Source organism: Corticimicrobacter populi (assembly GCF_003123725.1).
Classification (GTDB): Bacteria; Pseudomonadota; Gammaproteobacteria; order Burkholderiales; family Burkholderiaceae_B; genus Corticimicrobacter; species Corticimicrobacter populi.
On record NZ_QETA01000003.1, the window covers coordinates 321,391 to 338,807 of the forward strand.

16 protein-coding genes are annotated in these 17,417 nt (G+C 57.1%); 10 read left to right on the top strand and 6 right to left on the bottom strand.

Going from position 1 to position 17,417, the window contains the following annotated elements:
• The first annotated feature begins 139 nt into the window (after positions 1–139).
• The 10 genes from DD235_RS09475 to DD235_RS09530 all read left to right on the top strand — a co-directional run bounded on the left by DD235_RS09475 (position 140) and on the right by DD235_RS09530 (position 10,391).
• Complete coding sequence (locus DD235_RS09475; protein WP_109061822.1) at positions 140–1,108, top strand: homoserine kinase; 969 nt, start codon at positions 140–142, stop codon at positions 1,106–1,108.
• 29 nt (positions 1,109–1,137) lie between these two features.
• Positions 1,138–1,920 carry a BPSS1780 family membrane protein gene (locus tag DD235_RS09480; protein ID WP_109061823.1) on the top strand — a complete coding sequence of 261 codons (783 nt, stop codon included), beginning with the start codon at positions 1,138–1,140 and terminating at the stop codon, positions 1,918–1,920.
• A gap of 187 nt (positions 1,921–2,107) precedes the next feature.
• A complete protein-coding gene (locus DD235_RS09485) occupies positions 2,108–2,707 on the top strand; it encodes a hypothetical protein (protein ID WP_146193481.1) in 600 nt (199 codons plus the stop codon).
• Positions 2,708–2,849: 142 nt separating this feature from the next.
• Positions 2,850–3,095 carry a hypothetical protein gene (locus tag DD235_RS09490; protein ID WP_109061825.1) on the top strand — a complete coding sequence of 82 codons (246 nt, stop codon included), beginning with the start codon at positions 2,850–2,852 and terminating at the stop codon, positions 3,093–3,095.
• Between the two features lie 19 nt (positions 3,096–3,114).
• Positions 3,115–3,450, top strand: coding sequence for a hypothetical protein (locus DD235_RS09495; RefSeq protein WP_109061826.1), 336 nt, complete (start codon positions 3,115–3,117; stop codon positions 3,448–3,450).
• 134 nt (positions 3,451–3,584) lie between these two features.
• A complete protein-coding gene (locus DD235_RS09500; protein ID WP_109061960.1) occupies positions 3,585–3,833 on the top strand; it encodes a helix-turn-helix transcriptional regulator in 249 nt (82 codons plus the stop codon).
• Between the two features lie 131 nt (positions 3,834–3,964).
• Complete coding sequence (locus tag DD235_RS09505) at positions 3,965–4,870, top strand: DNA-processing protein DprA (RefSeq protein ID WP_109061827.1); 906 nt, start codon at positions 3,965–3,967, stop codon at positions 4,868–4,870.
• Entirely contained in the window at positions 4,867–5,544 is a 678-nt protein-coding gene (locus DD235_RS09510) for a hypothetical protein (RefSeq protein ID WP_109061828.1), read from the top strand. The genes DD235_RS09505 and DD235_RS09510 overlap by 4 nt, the downstream gene beginning before the upstream one ends.
• A 34-nt stretch (positions 5,545–5,578) precedes the next feature.
• The gene (locus DD235_RS16750; RefSeq protein ID WP_146193483.1) at positions 5,579–9,688 is read left to right on the top strand and encodes an NACHT domain-containing protein; all 4,110 of its coding nucleotides are present in this window, start codon (positions 5,579–5,581) and stop codon (positions 9,686–9,688) included.
• 124 nt (positions 9,689–9,812) lie between these two features.
• Positions 9,813–10,391 carry a hypothetical protein gene (locus DD235_RS09530; RefSeq protein WP_109061832.1) on the top strand — a complete coding sequence of 193 codons (579 nt, stop codon included), beginning with the start codon at positions 9,813–9,815 and terminating at the stop codon, positions 10,389–10,391.
• 24 nt (positions 10,392–10,415) lie between these two features.
• On the opposite strand, the gene DD235_RS09535 is transcribed toward DD235_RS09530, so the two are convergent.
• The 6 genes from DD235_RS09535 to DD235_RS09560 all read right to left on the bottom strand — a co-directional run bounded on the left by DD235_RS09535 (position 10,416) and on the right by DD235_RS09560 (position 17,401).
• Positions 10,416–11,006 carry a hypothetical protein gene (locus tag DD235_RS09535; RefSeq protein WP_109061833.1) on the bottom strand — a complete coding sequence of 197 codons (591 nt, stop codon included), beginning with the start codon at positions 11,004–11,006 and terminating at the stop codon, positions 10,416–10,418.
• A gap of 221 nt (positions 11,007–11,227) precedes the next feature.
• Positions 11,228–12,094: a hypothetical protein gene (locus tag DD235_RS09540; RefSeq protein ID WP_109061834.1), complete on the bottom strand. Its 867-nt coding sequence runs from the start codon at positions 12,092–12,094 to the stop codon at positions 11,228–11,230.
• A gap of 11 nt (positions 12,095–12,105) precedes the next feature.
• A complete protein-coding gene (locus DD235_RS09545; protein WP_109061835.1) occupies positions 12,106–12,408 on the bottom strand; it encodes a hypothetical protein in 303 nt (100 codons plus the stop codon).
• A gap of 135 nt (positions 12,409–12,543) precedes the next feature.
• Complete coding sequence (locus DD235_RS09550; RefSeq protein WP_146193487.1) at positions 12,544–13,710, bottom strand: YncE family protein; 1,167 nt, start codon at positions 13,708–13,710, stop codon at positions 12,544–12,546.
• Between the two features lie 19 nt (positions 13,711–13,729).
• Positions 13,730–16,162 carry a TonB-dependent receptor gene (locus tag DD235_RS09555; protein WP_109061837.1) on the bottom strand — a complete coding sequence of 811 codons (2,433 nt, stop codon included), beginning with the start codon at positions 16,160–16,162 and terminating at the stop codon, positions 13,730–13,732.
• Between the two features lie 246 nt (positions 16,163–16,408).
• A complete protein-coding gene (locus DD235_RS09560) occupies positions 16,409–17,401 on the bottom strand; it encodes a FecR family protein (protein WP_162300455.1) in 993 nt (330 codons plus the stop codon).
• Between the last annotated feature and the right edge of the window lie 16 nt (positions 17,402–17,417).

Genomic DNA, 17,417 nt, shown 5'->3' on the forward strand with positions numbered 1-17,417 from the left:
CATTATGGCGTATTTGACTGCCATCCGCCCGCTTGCCGTTCCCCCAAACCGGCTAGAATGTGAAGTTTCCCAGCCACGGGCCATGCCTGTCCGCACGGCTGCCACTCCGACAGTCTCACGATTCACCACGACCTGAGCCATGGCCGTATTCACCACCATTACCGACGACGATGCCCGCCAGTTGCTGGCCGATTACGACATCGGGAGTCTGGTCTCCCTGCGCGGCATTACCGCCGGCATCGAAAACACCAACTATTTCCTGAATACGACGCGCGGTGAATACGTCCTGACCATTTTCGAGGTCCTGACGCACCAGCAGTTGCCTTTCTACATCGAACTGATGCATCACCTGGCGCAACGCGGCATTCCGGTGCCCTCGCCCCAGACCCGCCGCGATGGTGCCCGCATCGGTACGCTGCACGGCAAGCCCAGCGCCATCGTCTCGCGCCTGCCCGGTGGCTACGAACCCGAGCCTGGCATCGAGCATTGCCGACTGATCGGTGCCACACTCGCACGGGCGCACATGGCCTCAGCCGATTTCGAGCTGAGCCAGCCCAACCTGCGTGGTCTGGCGTGGTGGACACACACGGTGCCCAGCGTCCTGCCTTTTCTGACGCCTGACCAGTCCGCCATGCTGCAGGATGAACTGGCACATCAGCAACAGCTCGATGCCAGCCCGGCATGGCAGTCGCTACCGCTGGGACCGGCCCATTGCGACCTGTTCCGGGACAATGTGCTGTTCGCCGGCACGAACGAAGACCCACACATGGGCGGCATCATTGATTTCTATTTTGCCGGCTGTGATCGCTGGCTGTTTGATGTCGCCGTCGCCGTCAACGACTGGTGCATTCATCGCAACAATGGCCAGCTCAAACCCGAACTGGTTCAGGCCTGGCTGCAGGCCTATGCCAGCGTGCGGCCCTTCACGGCCGCCGAGCGCGAAGCCTGGCCGCACATGCTGCGCGCCGCCGCCCTGCGTTTCTGGATCTCGCGGCTGTATGATTTTTACCTGCCGCGCCCGGCACAGACGCTCAAACCCCACGACCCGCGCCACTTCGAACGCGTGCTGCAACTGCGACGCAGCGAAGTCGTCCCGGCCCTGCCCTGAACCTGTGTGAACAGACCCTAGCCCATCATATGCAAGCTGCTTCTCTTCCCGCACGCTACGGCTGGCACTGGATCCGTACCGGTTACGCACTGGTCATGCGCCAGCCCATGCCCATGCTCAGTCTGTCGGTGCTGATCAGCCTGATGCTGCTGCTCGCCCAGCTCACGCCACCGTTCGGGCCAGCCATCTTCATTATCCTGATTCCCACCATCACCGCCGTCACGCTCGGTGCCTGCCGACGCATTGACCAGGGCGAGGGCATGGCGCTCTCCGATTGGAATCGGCCTCTCAAGGAACCCGGTGTCCTCAAGCGACTGCTGATGATGGGCATCCTCTACATTGCACTGGGCCTGGCGGGTGGTGTGCTGATTTTCCTGCCTTTCATGGATAATCTGGCGACCGTAGTCGATTCGCTGACACCCGATTCCGACATCACGCCCCTGCTGCAGGCGCTGCGTACCCCCGTCCTGTTATTTGCCGGCTATTACCTGCTGCTGTCAGCACTGTTCTGGCAGGCCCCTGCACTGGTGCTCTGGCACAGGGTTGCCCTGCTGCAGTCGCTCTTCTTTTCGTGGATCGCCTGCTGGCGCAACAAGCTGCCGCTGTTCCTGTATGGACTGTGCTGGGCCGCCCTGTTCCTGGGCGTGGACCTGCTGCTGTCGCTGCTGCTGGGGGCTGGCATTCCGGTCCAGATCCTCGGCATGCTGCAGGCGCCGCTGATGGTATTCCTGAGCGCTGTGCTGTACTGCAGTTTTTATGCGATCTATACGGACATCTTTGAACGGCCCGTCAGCGAGGACGCCGCCGCGTAACTCCAGCACGCCATATGCGCCCAGGCAAAACGCGGATGTCGATCCGCAATATCCGACCATAACGGTCCAGGAAAACCAGATCAAGCCCCCCCTCGATATGCGTGCTGTACGAGACGCTCCGGTAATCGCTAAATATTTCTGTCAGGATGCCGTTTCTTACTCAGTTTTAACTGCGAGAACGTTCATCATGACAATGCGTATCGGTGCAACAGCTCTTGTCCTACTCATCATGCTTGCGCTGATGATTCAGGCAATCAGCAACCAGAACTATTGGGCTGTTGGCGCCTGGCTTCTAACAGGCTTGGCCTGCGCAGCCTGCACCTTAGGTATTTCCTGCCCCCGGGAAAAAGATGGCTCTATGATTTTTTATGGCTTGGGCGGTCTTGCCATGTTAGCGTGGTTCGCCAGCGCCCTAGGGAGCGACGTCCTCAAACCTGGTCGTCAACAGGCGCAGTTTGACTTGCTTTCATTCTTCACCCAGGTTCAAGGCGGGATGTATGATCCAATCTCCCAAGAAGCAAAAAAAATGGCTGAGCGAGGTTATTGGCTTTGTGCAACGCAGAGATACTTCGACATGAGTGATGCCGTCTTGGAGCTACAAAAGGCCTACTATCTGGGGCCAGGGTCGTCACTTGCCCTTGGGGCCTACGAGAGCTGGCTAGCCGAACGGCCCAAGGCACCCACCTGCCTGAGCACGTTTATTGATTTTTCCTATCAAGCTCCCGAACTTGCCAAAGGCTTCCTCCGTCTGAACAAAGAGATCGAAGAACACCTGCCCAAGCGATAGCGCAGCACCATACGCCAATCCGCAGGCCATATTCCATAGGCCAGCGAGCATCCTCAACCGTATCCCCCCTGTCAGAACTACGAATAGACATCCCCTACCCTGTCGCGGAAAATGAGGTCAATACGCAAAACAGGACAGAGGCATGTTCCATCAAGACGACAACGACGAAGCATTTGCGCCATGCGATGCCCCTTTTCCCGGTTGGACAGCACCGCAGTACGTGGTAACCCAGCATGTCGAAGCCGCACTAACCGCCGCTGTGCGCCTGGCTGGCAAGGTGCTGGAGCAACCCAGCGAAGCCGCGATCATGCAGATTTTCCAGACAATGATGGACAGGACGGCATTCGGGAAACATACCTACGACGACACGTCTTCATCCATACACTGACCATTGCGGGGACAAGCACATGGAGAAGCTGAATCTACTCAGGGCGTTGGCAGACGCGGGCTGCCAACTGGCCGTGCAAGTGCCGGTGCTGACCGGAAGCCACACCGTAATAGCGACCCCTGAACAGGCATTGAGGCTGCTGCAAGACAAGCAGGAAGCCTATGGCGAACTAATGGGTTTGAACCGCACGGACTACATCGAGTGGCTGACCAGCCAAGGAAGCGTGTACTGCTCCGCAACGACACAGAAGGGCTATCGCTGCCGCAACACCATCGTCAGCGCCACATTCCTGGAGCCCTCCGCCTGGAAAACCACATGCGAGACGGGTGGATACTGCGCAATGCATGCAGGATGATCCGCTGACGCCGACAGGACGAACCATCCACTGGCCATGCAAGGTGGCATTACGCCCCGCTACGCCCTACTAGGTTGAGCCCGACAAGCGGTCAGCCGGATAACGGAACCATGTCGACACATTGGGAGATAGCCATGACCACTCCGAGACAAGACAACGCCGCTGGAGGCTTTCAGCCCGCGTTCTATCGCATGAAGGACGTGATTCGTATCACCGCCCTGAGCCGTCCCACCCTCTACCGCCGTATCGCCGCCGGACGCTTTCCCCCGCCAGTCAAGCTCGGCGGCCGGGCCAGCGGCTGGACTGCCAACGCCTTACAGGCATGGATCGACAACCCCAGCGGCTACGTGGCCGAAACCATGGAAGACGAACCTACGCCATGAATACCAAACGGCGGCAACCGACGGGGATGACAACCACCCATTAATACTGTATATTTAGACAGTTAATTATGCCCATGCTGAATTTACGAGAACACCCGGGATACACTGACAAAAACACTGGAGCAGCCGTCATGAGCCCATGGCCAGAGTTACTTGCGCACAAACCTGTCGATACCCGTATCGAAATGGGTGCGTACGAGTACCTGTGGCAACAGCCGAAATCCAGCACCAAGAGTCTGGCGGAACTGTTTCAAGCCAATCCCGGGAGCCTGCCGTCGGATCTGGTGGACGAAGACGCTGCCCTGCTCGCCGCCGAAGAGGTCATCCAGCATTTTTCCAAGCGCGGCATCCAGCGCTTTGGCCTGCGCATCAACGGCACGCACGACTACCCTACCCGGCTGCGTGACGCGGTTGAACCCATTGAGTTGCTGTACTTCCTGGGCTCGTGGGAGCTGGCCGAAGCACCGCGCCGCGTGGCGATTGTCGGCACCCGCAAGGTCAGCAACGAAGGTGCTGCCCGCACGCGCAAGCTGGTGCGAAGCCTGGTCGATCAAGACTTCACCATCGTCTCAGGTCTGGCCCAGGGCGTGGACACCATCGCCCACCAGACCGCCATCGAAGCCGGCGGTCGCACGATCGCAGTCATCGGCACGCCAATCTCCGAGGTGTACCCGAAGGAAAACGCCGCGCTGCAACGCCGCATCGCCAGCGATTTCCTGCTCGTCAGCCAGGTTCCTCTCTTGCGCTACAAAGCCCAGGGTGCGCACGTGAACCGCTTCTTCTTTCCTGAGCGCAATAAGACGATGTCGGCGCTTTCGGAAGCAACCATCATTGTCGAGGCCAGTGAGACCTCTGGCACACTGACCCAGGCGCGCGCAGCCCTCGACCAGGGCCGCAAACTCTTCATCCTGGAAAGCAACTTCCAGAACCCGGCGATCACCTGGCCCGCGAAGTTTGAGCAACGCGGCGCCATTCGGGTGCGCGAAATCGACGACATCCTGCGCGAATTCGAGAGCACGCCACAAGAGTTCGTATGATGATGCCGCTGCGCCTAACGGTGATCGGCGACCTCGAACGGCCTGACCACCGCTACATCCCACCCGACGCCCAATGCTATTTCTGGGGCGAATACACTCCCTACGAACATACCCAGGGCAAACGCTGGGACTACTCCCCCACGAACCGCCTCATCACCAACTTCAAGAAAGGCCTCGAACACCAGGGCAGACTAGGCTGGCAATACAAGCAGCAAGCTATCCAACAAGTTGCACAGGCTTTTGCGGGCTTCTGGAAGTGGGCTGAAATACATCAGAACTACCGCTTGGCTCTGATTCCGGTTCCTCCCTCCAAGGCTCGCGGCAACCCCATGTACGATGCTCGGATGCTGGCCATGCTTCAGCAGCTTGCGCATCATGCAGACGTTGCTCTAGATATCCGGGACTGCTTGAGCTTCAGCGGTGTTCACGCTGCCAGTCATGAAGGCCCGCAGCGCCCCTCTCCCGACGAGCTCTATGCCGCACTGAACTTCGATCCAGCCAGTGGGCGGCAACATGAACCGCCGGGCGTGCTCTTCGTCTTCGACGATATGCTCACCACGGGCGCTCATTATGTCGCCGTGACCAGCAAACTGGCTGAGGTCTATCCTGGTGCGCAAATGGTGGGACATTTCATTGCCAGGCGGATTATTCCGCATCCGTTTGCCGGCCCTTAATGGCCTGAACGCACTTAGGAACGCCGCCCCTATCATGATGAACGTGCACCCCATAGAGCCCAATCCACCTGCCGACGACTATTTCCCTCGGCGGCTCCTGCTCACGAATGGGAAAGAGCGAGGTTCAATCATTAACGACATGGTTTTACTGGCTATCGATGGTCCCAAAGTCTTGCTCGGCGAACCAGGGATGGGTAAAAGCACATTGATGGACGAACTCGCTCGCCAGCTCGACACGACTTCAATCACCGCAATGCGTCTCATCAACGCGCAAAACCCGGTGAAGTTTATGTCCTCAGGCAAGCCTCTTCTTATAGATGGACTGGATGAAGCCATGTCCAGACGAGAAGGTGACGCCGTAGATCGCGTACTGGAACGCCTAGACGATATTGGTGCCGTCGACTTCATCCTCTCCTGCCGGGTACGAGACTGGCAAGAACGAACCGCGATCAACCTGAAAAGAATCTGCAAAACCACTCCAACCTTTTTCAAGATAGAGGCACTCAACCAAGCTGACGCTCGAAAGTTTTTGCAGGCCCGCTTTGTGAATCTCGATGCAGACCAGGTTCTTGAACACCTCGATAACCATGGGCTCGAAGACTTGTATGGCAATCCGTTGACTCTTGGCCTGATGGGCCAAGTCGCAGACCATACAGCACAACTGCCTGGAACTCGTGCCGAATTGTTCGAGCGGGTCTGTGATCTGATTTGGCAAGAATACGGCCCAGACCGTCAAGACAGCGCCATTGCGCTCCTCAGCAAAGAAAGCGCACTATCCGCTGCTGGTGCAATTATGGCGGGCTCACTGCTAGCAGGTGCTGGCACGATTATCCAAATGGGCACGGCACTTCAAGAAGGAGACATTCGTCTTGCTGATCTTCAGACACTTCCTGGCGCTGAAGCTGCAAGGACTATCATTGCTTCAAAACTATTCCACAACGTCGACGTGGGTCGCGTACGGCCCGTTCACCGCGTTATCGCGGAATTTCTAGGTGCCCGCTGGCTCGCCGACCACACACAAGATAGACGTTCACAGCGTCGCCTGCTGGCTCAACTACATAGCGGCGGTGCGGTTCCCGCCAGTTTGCGCGGTCTACATGCGTGGCTCGCGTTTCACAGCTTGACTCTATCAAGGGCAATAATCCAAGCAGACCCATTTGGAATTCTCCTGTATGGAGATACTGCGTCGCTCACCAGCGAGCAAGCTGACCATCTATTCGAATCGCTAAAGAATTTTGCAGAAACTGATCCATACTTCAGACACCACGATAGAGGTGGATATTCCGCTGCCAGCCTGATACATCCTAGCTTACTTCCAAAAATCAAGGCTGTCATTGAGTCCATAACCAGCAATAGCCATCTGCGAAGTCTACTGATAGAAGGCTTAGAGAATACACCGCTCGCACGCAACCTTGCCGAAACGTTGGAAGCTATCGTGCTCTCGACAGACCGGTTTTACCATGAGCGTAGTGCAGCGGCCAATGCACTGCTGCCTCATCGAGACCGAAGTTGGTGGCAAAAGACCGTTTCCGCCCTTCACGATCAGTCGACGGAAGATTCGGTTCGGCTAGCGCAACATATCATCGAAATTATTGATTGCGATGTACCCGATGAGCTACTTGCAGCTACGCTACTCGCCGAAATAGGGGTAACTCTCTGCCCATATCCAAGGGAAAAGAAAACCAGAGTTATTCCCTATTTCAAAGGCATTGAATCCTCCCTACGTGTAGAACGAATACCTAAAATCCTAGACCTCCTCTGCCACTATGCACGCCCTGTTGATGAATACAACTGGGAGACTAATGCCGACCTAAGTGCATTGGTCGCATCTCTGCTAACTGGAGCGCTAGAAGAAGATCATCTCACCGCTGAAGATGCCCCCCGGCTCTGGCTGTGGCTAGAAGTATCTAGAGAGGCCCATCATTATGGTCATGAAAATGCGCAACGACTACGAGCTCTACTTGATGGCCATGATGATCTGCGGCGTGCTATTCAGCGATATGGCCTCGATGAAGCATCAGCCCAGTCCCATGTCGGACATTTAAGATATGAACTCGGTCTGCGAATGATAGATTTCTCAGGCCGTTCCGCAGATGCAGCATATTTTTTGAGAGAACTTGAAGGTGCCGATAATACAGATCCCCTTCTACGGCAAAAATGGTGCGACCTGATGAGTCTTGCCGTCACCCAAGATGGCTTCAGTTCTGATGTCCGTGATGCCAGTCGGCTCTTTCAATCCGATGATCAGGAACTTGAAGCGTTCGTTTACCAGATCGAAAATCCCGCCATACCGGCGTGGCAAGAAGAGGAAAACCAACGAGCTGCCCAACGAAAAGCCGAAAGAGTAAAAGCTAGGATAGACCGTTGCAACCACTACCAGCGCCATCGCGATGAACTGCAAGCAGGAGATCTGAGGTTTGTAGTTAACCTCTCAATAGCCTACCTGGGGCTGAATCTAGGGAAAGACGGCGATACCACACCGAGAGAACGCCTCGTAGCGCTACTTAATGATGAACTCGCCACCGATGCCATAGCAGGCTTTGAGGCCGTGCTGCATCGTAGCGATATTCCGACCTCGAAAGACGTGGCGGACAGCTTTGCGCAACAGACACGATGGAACTATTGTTTCGCAATCTTGGCTGGCATGCTGGCTCGTCTACGTGCGGGGCGGGATTTATCGGACCTTCCGGCCGACCTGCAAGCAACCGGACTCCTGCTTTGCTATGATGGTCTCTTCGCCAATGACGTCGGCGATCTACCCCTGCTTCAGGAATCGCTTGAGCCTCTTGTCTTACGCACCGCCGCTGCTCGGCAACAATTTGCACGTCTTTGGATCGAACCTGGACTAGTAGCAAAGGATAAGCATGTCTCGGGCCTATACACGTTGACTCGAAATGATGCATGGAGAGAAACCGCTATTACACTAGCACCTGAGTGGCTAACGACACACCAAAACCTTCCTGAAACTGTCGAAATTGAACTGGTAGACTTCTTGGTAAGATCTGGAAGCTATTCAGCGTTGGCAAACTTAGTTAATGCCTCTACCACAGTTGTGTGGGAAAGTGAAGAACGCAAGCTTACGCGGCTAGCAATAAAATTCATAGTGGATTTCGACGATACACAAACTGACTTCGTCGGAATTGGTGCTCGACGTCCTGAATTCATTTGGCATCTGCGAAACCGACTTCAGTTTGAACGTGGCAATGCCATGCCTCAGGTTAGCGTGCATCAAGCCAAATGGATCATTTCAGAATTCCGTACTCAGTGGCCATACGCGACGCTCATCGGCTCCGGATCAGGCAACACCAATCCGTACGACGCAACTGATTTTCTACGTGCAATGATAGCCAGGCTTTCCGACGACACTTCCTCAGAAGCTAGTGAAGCAATGCAAGCGCTAACCGCAGGACCACTAGACACTTATAGCGATTTCATACGACATATGTCGGCGGAACAACGGCAGAAGCAGGCCGAGGAAGCATTCTCTCCCCTATTGCCGGAAGATCTCAAAGGCTTGCTTGCTCATGGTTCACCTACCAATTCCGAGGACCTCAAGTCAATCATCCTCGACGAGATGGCAATAATCCAACGTCAACTCCTGGGTGACGACATAGATCGAGCTCGGATATTTTGGACAGACACCGGTTTCCCTTATGACGAAAACACCTGCCGTGATCGCTTGACGCTAATGCTGACCTCAGTATTGGAGCAGTATGGCATTCAAAGAATCACTGAGGCGGATATGCCAAAAAGCAAGCGTGCCGATCTTGCGTTCGCATATGGTCAGTTCCAGCTCCCTATGGAAGTCAAAGGCCAATGGCATCCAGAGGTTTGGACAGCGGCATCTACGCAACTTGATGCAAACTATCTTATCGATTGGCGTTCTGAACAACGCGGAATATATTGCGTACTCTGGTTTGGAGACGTCCCAACCTCATCACGCAGACGTTTAACTCCCCCTCCAGATGAGCAACAGGCGCCGCAATCGGCAGAGGAAATGCGTACGATGCTCATAGAACGCATTCCGGTATCACGACGTTCCTTCATAGATGTGGTGGTCTTAGATCTCAGCGCGGGGAGGCACAATAAAGAACCCGCTCGCATCCTCGAAAAACAGAAAGGGCAACGTAGCCAGCATGAATAACAAGGAAACCAAGATTGGCCTCTGCTTATAAACCAGACTGCTTCATTCGCCCCGTAGCAGTAGTCTTTTTATGACCTTCTGTCCTGATGTGTCAGCAGTTCCACCCGTCGCCCCAAGGCCCTTCATGATCGAAGTCGCGTGGAAGTACTGCCGCGCCGGCCTGGCTGACGCCGAACGGAATGGTCTGGACATGGCGACCCAGGCGCTCGGCACATTGGCCATTGAGATCGTTCTCAAAAGCTACAACGCCGTCGTCACCGCAAATCACGGCACTCTCGATGAGCGGTACGCATTCGATAGGAACGCATTGCTGCAGACCGTGAGTGCGGATGGCACGGCGAAATCTAGCAAAGCTTCGCGCAAAAGCCGCTCCATAGACCAGCACAACCTGCGGCACTTGGTCGACGCCCTGCCCGCTGCCATCAAAGCCTACCTGCTGAATGAGGTCGATGACGACAACATCTCCAAGCATCAGGACGCATTCAAACAGTGTCGGTACTACTACGAGCAGACAGTCCCTGCCAACTACGATGACACGATGATTCGGCTAGCGGTTGCCCTGATTTGCAAGACCGTTTATCTGTATCAACAGCAAGGCTGCACGGATCCGTTCATCCTAACGTTCGACGTGAATGGGCTGTATAGGCGTCACGTCCAACCTGTGCTCGGCGTGTGGCTTAGCGCTGCTGGCAAGTTCGCCTGAATATCTGCCTTTGATGTTTCAAGACTACTCTAGGCCTTTGGCCGCCCGTTTTGGGCGGGTCATCGGTGCCGCAACTGCTGCAAGGTGGAAGAATCGTTGATCTGCTTCCGTCAGAGGATCCCCATGGAAAAGCTTCTCAATCAGATCAAGCAAATCTGACGTCACACCGTACTCGATTCCTGCATCCTGCATACGGCTGATCTCGGCGGCATCCTCATCTTCTATGCGCATGGCGCTACGAGACACGGAAACATTCGCAAGCGACTCACGAATACCCTCCTGAACGTAGCTCAAGAACTGAGCGACCTCTTCGTCAAGCCCTGTATTGGGTACGGCTAACTCCATCAGCACGGCCAAGGCATTCCGGAACCACTGAGTATCCGTTCCCGCAGGAGGAATGGCGTGGACATGCGCGATGTAGCGAACTGCTTGTGCAATGACTACATCAGTCTCTCGCTGCTTTCGGACAAAATCCTGGTGTTCCTCCGCGATAGCCAGAAACTTCCCTGCCAACGTTTCTACGACATCACTGGAAGCTGCCCCGTTTTGCCATAGAACCCGCCTGGCAACCTCCTTACACGCATTGAATAGATCAATCTCAACCGATGCAGCCATGCTCTGCCATCCCCGCAATATCTATTAAGGGTCTGACAACGCAGACCTAGAAGACATGAGTTTATCGGAATCCGCACTATGAGCCTCCCCTTTTGCTCAAAAAGCCAGCCAAGACACGCGGCCTAGCATAGCCATCAAAGACTTGTCTCTGATTCTGTACCTTGCTGGAACCATATAGAAAAAATTTCAATATAATCAATAGGATAAGTGCTTGATAAATACTAGCAGTAATAGCATCCTATCCAGCGATTGCTGCGCAGCGCGTGATAGGACTGCGTATCGTGAGCCTGCCAGCGTCCTGTTTCATCCAGTTGGGTACGGCCACGATGACGCAATTCATGCCGTTTAATCGGGCAGCGGCGCTGCACGGCCCAGGTGTTGCGCGCCGTATGATCACGCGGATGCAGGAATCCATACTGGCGCTGCATGTCGCCCAGCAGGCCCAAAACACCCGGGTCACGCAGGGCAGAAAATGGTCGTACGGCATCATGCCAATCATCAGTCAGCCACTGCACAGCGGGCAGCTCTCCCGGCCAGCGCTGTTCGACATTGACGGGATGGTTGGCCGCCAGCACCGCCTGCAAGGCACTGTCGCGACTGGATCGTGCCGTGGCCAGCAACTGCTGCCTGCTGCGCGACAGTATTTCGTGCACGGCCCGCTCATGGGTGCCATAGGCCTGTGCCAGATCGGCAGGCGCACCGTCTGCGGTTCCGCCTGCCGCCGCAGCCCGGCTGCTGCGATAAGCCACTGCATGGGCAGGGCCGAACATCATGCCGATCAACGTCGCAGGAGGATTGCCGCGTCCGACCTGCCGGGCTTGCGTACTGCCCAGGCGTGCCCAGGCTGCCAGGGTGACAACATGTGCCATCGCCACCTGATGCGCCAGTTGCGTGCGATTGATATAGGCATGGAAATTGAGCGTGCGCGCCTGCACCAGTGCCGCGCTGTAGGCCATGGCATCGGCCGTGTGCGTCAGGCGCCCTCGGGCTGCGATGACCTGGCTGCCATTGTAGAAATACACCCAGACCAGTACGCCCGCCGCCAACAGCAGCATGCCCGGGACCAGTGCCTGGCCGGACTGGCGCATACCGGGCGGCCTCATTGGGCACCACCCGCAGTAACGTTACCGGTAAAGGACTTGAGTGAACGCGCCTGGGTCTGGCCGGCGGCGGCCTCGGCTGCAGACTGCGCGGCCTGCGACTCGGCACTGCCATCCTCGCCGGCCAGTTCCCTGGCCATGGCAGCCGTCTGCGAACGGACTACCTGCCCAAACAACTGGTAGACCGCGATGGCCGCAATGGCAACCAGGGCGACCACAATAATGTATTCGGTCATCCCCTGTCCGCGCTGGCGCTGCCTGCGCAAGCCCGCCCTGTACCCTGCTCCTGCCGATGTTTTCATAGCCGCCTCCGACAGCGATTGAAAACACCAGTGTCGTTGCGGATCGGCGTGGAGCCAATTCGGACTATCCGAGTTGGCTCAAAGTGTCACATGGGTATTGACGGCTTCAGCCATGACCGCCCACCCCGTCTTCCATCATTCGTAGGGGATGCGTGCAACACTCTCGCGTGCCTGCCGGGAAGGCTCCTTGATCGAAACAAAGACAGTCCCGGTATCCGGATCCAGGGTCAGGCTGTTCGGATGCGAAGGCAATGCCACATCGCGGATCACCGTATAGTCATTGGCATCCAGTATCGTGAGGGTGCCGGCATCACGGTTGGTGACATACACTCGGCCCCGACGCTCATCGACCAACGGCGCGATGGGTGATTGCCCGGTGGGAATGCTCGCTACAGTATGCCCATCGGCCGTATCGAAGACAACCACACGGTGCCCTTCGCCCCGTTTCTCGTAGTCGACCAACCCAGCCTTCTGGCGACGCGCCTCGTCCAGTCGTGGCGACCCCAGGTCTGTCGCAATCAGGCGTTGACGACTGCGGTCAAGATCAAGATTCAGCAGTTGATCGGCCCGCACTTCCCATTGCATCTCGATCGCCAGGGTTTGTGCATTCAAGGCAAAAACCTGGCCTTGCAGATTCGAAACATAAAGCATGCCGCCCACCTCGTCCAGCACGATACCTGCTGCGCCCGCACCCAGACCGGGCACGACCCGTTCCAGCGCCAGCGTACGCGTATCGATGACGTACAGCACGCTGCCCTGCGCGCTCAGTCCCGGTGCATAAAGACGATGCCGCTTCGCATCGACGGCCAGCGTGCGCAACAGATGGGGATAGATGGGTTTGTCACCATCCTGTCGCACGGGATCGGCCAATTGCACCACACCAATGACCTCGTCAGTGCCAAGATCCACGACCGTCACCGATGCATCCAGCGCATTGCCAACGTACAAGCGATTGTCAGCATCGTCCAGCGCCACCCCGAACCCTCTGCGTGCCAGTGGAATCCGCGCCTGCACCGACAGATCCTTCGGGTCCAGGCGCAGCACCTGGGACGGATCATGCACGGCATCCTCGCCTCCGGCCGATACCACGAATACAGCCTGGTGTCGGGGAGAAAACGCCAGTTCGTAAAGCCGCATCCCAATCTCCTGCCGCTGCAACTCAGACAGTCTGGAGCCGATGGCCGGCTCCGCAACAGGTGCCGTTGCTGCGCCATATACGCCCAAGTGTGCCGTATCTGCACACCCGGCCAGTATTCCCGCGCACAGCAGCAAACTGCCCATTCCCCACGGTTTCATTCGCATTTACCTATCCTTTGATTGCCTAGAAATCGACACTTGCGGACAGCATGACCGTACGCGGTGCCCCCAGCCACAGCTTGCCGCTGCCCCCACCAGCCCAATAAGCCTTGTTGGCCACGTTGAGCACATCCGCGCGCAGCGTCACTGCACGTCCATCGATTGCGGTCTGATATCGCAGACCAGCATCAAAAAGCGTCCTGCCGACCGTCTTCAGGGTATTGTCACGGCTGAAATATTGTCCCGAGGCAGACTGGACATTGCCCGTCAGGGTCAAGCCCGTCACACCCGGCAGGTCCCACTCCACACCCAGCTTGCCCTGCCATTTCGGACGTGCCATGACGAAACTGCCCTCATCCACGCCACCCGCTGTCTTGGTCAGCCTGGCATCCAGATAGGCGATGCCCCCCATCAGGCGAAAACCGTCAATGGGCTCCCCAAAGAAACCCAGTTCCACGCCTCGGTTGCGCTGTTCACCCTCGAAGGAAAAAAGGTTGCTGACCGGGTCGATATAGCTGTTGGGCATGCGGATCTGATAGCCGCTCAACGTCGCCGCGAAACTGCCAAGATCGACTTTCACACCTACCTCGTGTTGCTTGGTCTTGTAGGGTGCGAACAGTTCCCCGGCATTGTTGGTGCCAGTCGGCGCGATAGCCCCTTCTTTCAGGCCTTCGATGTAGTTGCCATAGAGGGACACTTCATCCGTCACTCTCACCAATAGCGCCACGCTCGGCGTTGTCGCCGAGGCGTCATAGCGTGCCGTACGTTTCCCCGTGGCGGCACTGAAGGTATCACTGACAACGTTCTGCCGTCTCACCCCCAGCGTCAGCATCACAAGATCGTCGGCAACCGACATCGTGTTGGCGATACCTACGCTGCTCAAGCGTGACTCGGCGGTCTTGGGCACATCGGACTTGCGGATCACCGTCTCGGGGGCTGCGCCCCAGGAAGGATCATAAATATTGGTGTACCAATCCTGCGGCAGCAGCCCCACTACCGTCCTGGAGCGCACTTCCTGCTCATAGAACGAACCGCTCAATGCCAATTCGTGGCGGATCTCCCCCGTGCGCAAACGAGCCATGATGCCGACATCACCCGCCTTTCTATCCAGAACCTGACGCTGCTGGCCGAAATTGGTGCGGTATCTTCCCTGCGCATCCATGACGGCAAACGTCACGCCCAGCAAACCGTTGTAATGCGTCATGCCCTGACCGTAGTTCGCATATACGGTCACGTCCTCGGTCACGTCTGCCTCACCCCGCAACACGAACGCCGAATCTTCCGCGCTGGAAAATGTCCAGTCGGGCATCAGCGAACGGCGCGGATCGGGTACATCCGGCACACCCAGCCCCGGCGCAATCGTAACGCCACGTGTCACGCCACTGACCTTGTCCCTGTTGCTGTACATATCCGCAGCAAGCCTGACTCGCTCAGAACGCCAATCCAGACCCAGCGCGCCCAGTTGCGCACGCTTTGACTGTCCATCTGCGGCCATATTGCCGTCCTGGTACAGGCCATTGAACCGTATCCCGAATTGCTGTGCATCACCAAACCGGCGCCCCATATCGAGGTGAGCGCCATACTGGCCATCGGACACGAACATCCCGGTCAGCCGGGTCAAGGGGGTTTCGGTCGCACGCTTGGGCACCAGATTGATACTGCCGCCAACCGATCCGCCTGGTGGCATGCCGTTGAGCATTGCAGAAGGCCCCTTGAGCACTTCGACCCGTTCGACCAGTTCCAGTGGCACACGGTTGTAGGGCAGCAAACCGTACAGCCCGCCAAACGCCACGTCGCCCGAACCCACATCGAATCCGCGCACCACGAAAGCCTCGCGCACGGTACCGCGCATGCCCATGTCGTATACCGACGCATCGGTCACCCCGACGACACGGGCCAGGTCCTGTGCCTGCTGTATCGCGTCCTGCGTATAGCTGATGGTACTGAACGGTGTCTCCATGAAATCCTGATAGCCCAGCATGCCGATCCGACTGCCTGTCGCAATCTTGCCGCCCGCATACACCGGCGTCAGATCGGCACGATAGAGGCCCGTCACATTGACCGGAGCCAGTTGCGTCGTCTCGGCTACCTTCCACAGATTGATCGTATTGCCCGTACGTGAATACTCAATCCCCGTTCCTGCCAGCAGACGCTTCAACGCCTCCTCTGCCGTCATCTGCCCACTGACCTCCTGGGCAGGCAACCCGCGTACCAGCTCAGAGGTATAAATGAACTGCAGTGCTGTCTGCTGTCCAAGCTGCAACAGCGCATCACTGAGAGACGACTGCTGGATACTGATCTGGGTCACGGCATCCTGTGCATGCACGACCTGTGGCGCAGCAGCCAATGCAACAGAGAAGGCAACGACCAGAGTGGCCGATGACACGGCAGAGATGGCCGCAGTGTGGCATCGTTTGCCACCAGCCTTGTGTATTGCGGGAATGGTCCGGTCAATCACGAGAGTTTCCTGATACTAGAATTTAGCCAAAGAATCCTTGCGAAGTGACGCCTCCCGGCGGGAAACACGCCCCCTCATTAAGTACGACGAGCGACGCGTCAAAACCCTGAATGAAATCCAAATAAAAGTTGTAACAACAACAATTATTTTTAAGAATGGATAGCAAGCGCGCACATCAGTACGCCCTTGGCCAAGCCAAGGACTCAAGAACGCAGTCGTGAATGTGTACCGCTTGTGCCTGATGCGTCAGCGCAGCAACGAAAGATCGACACCGCCGTCCGGACGATGCACGACGATGACCGGCATCTGGTTCTGCAAGGCCTGCAGAAAGCCTTCCGCATCTTTGATACTGAAAACGCCCGCCATGCTCAGGCGTTTCAGTCTGCTGTCCGTAAAATGGATGGGCTGGGCCAGGTAGCGGTTCATCTCATGTACCACGCTTTCCAGTGGCTGGTCCCGGAAAACCACCTTGCCCTGACGCCAGGCGGTAAGCGCAGCGACATCCGCTGACGCGACATGCAGTTGCGCATCGCCACGCACGCTTGCTGCCAGGCCTGCCGTCAGCAGAGCCTGGTCGCGTGCCCACCAGCGTCCGGATGTCACCTCGACTGTCCCCGACTCAACGGCCACCGAAATCCGGTCCTGTTGTTTCCGCACGGTGAAAACCGTTCCTGTGACCCGAACATTGACCTCACCTGCCGTCACTAAAAACGGGCGAGCGGTATTGCTGCGCACGTCGAATGCCACCTCGCCCTCAAGCAGTTCGACGTCGCGGCGATCCCCGTAATAGCGCACCACCAACTGCGTGGCGACATTCATCTCGATGACCGAGCCATCGGGCAAGGTCTCCGCTCGTTGCTCTCCATGCACCGTTGCGTAGCGCAAGACCTGTTCCGGATACTCCAGCAGATGGCTGTAGCCAAACACGCCTACCGCGACAGCCACGGCACAGCTTGCGCCCGCCCCCACCAGCCAGCGCCGACGGGTGCGTTGCCGACACGCTTCTGCTGGCTCTGGCGCCATCAGCAATTCCCGCAGCGTATCTTCCGGCACCAGACTGGTAGCCTGCCAGATCTCATCCAGCGCCCGGTATTCGTGTTCGTTGCGCGGATCGGCCTGACGCCACTGCCGAAAATGAGCCTGCTCGGCAACAGTGAAATGACCGGAATGCACGCGGGCAAACCAATAGGCGGCAGCATCGCGCGGATCGTCAGGAAGTGTTGGGCTGTCTGTGCTCATTGCTGAATACCTGGGT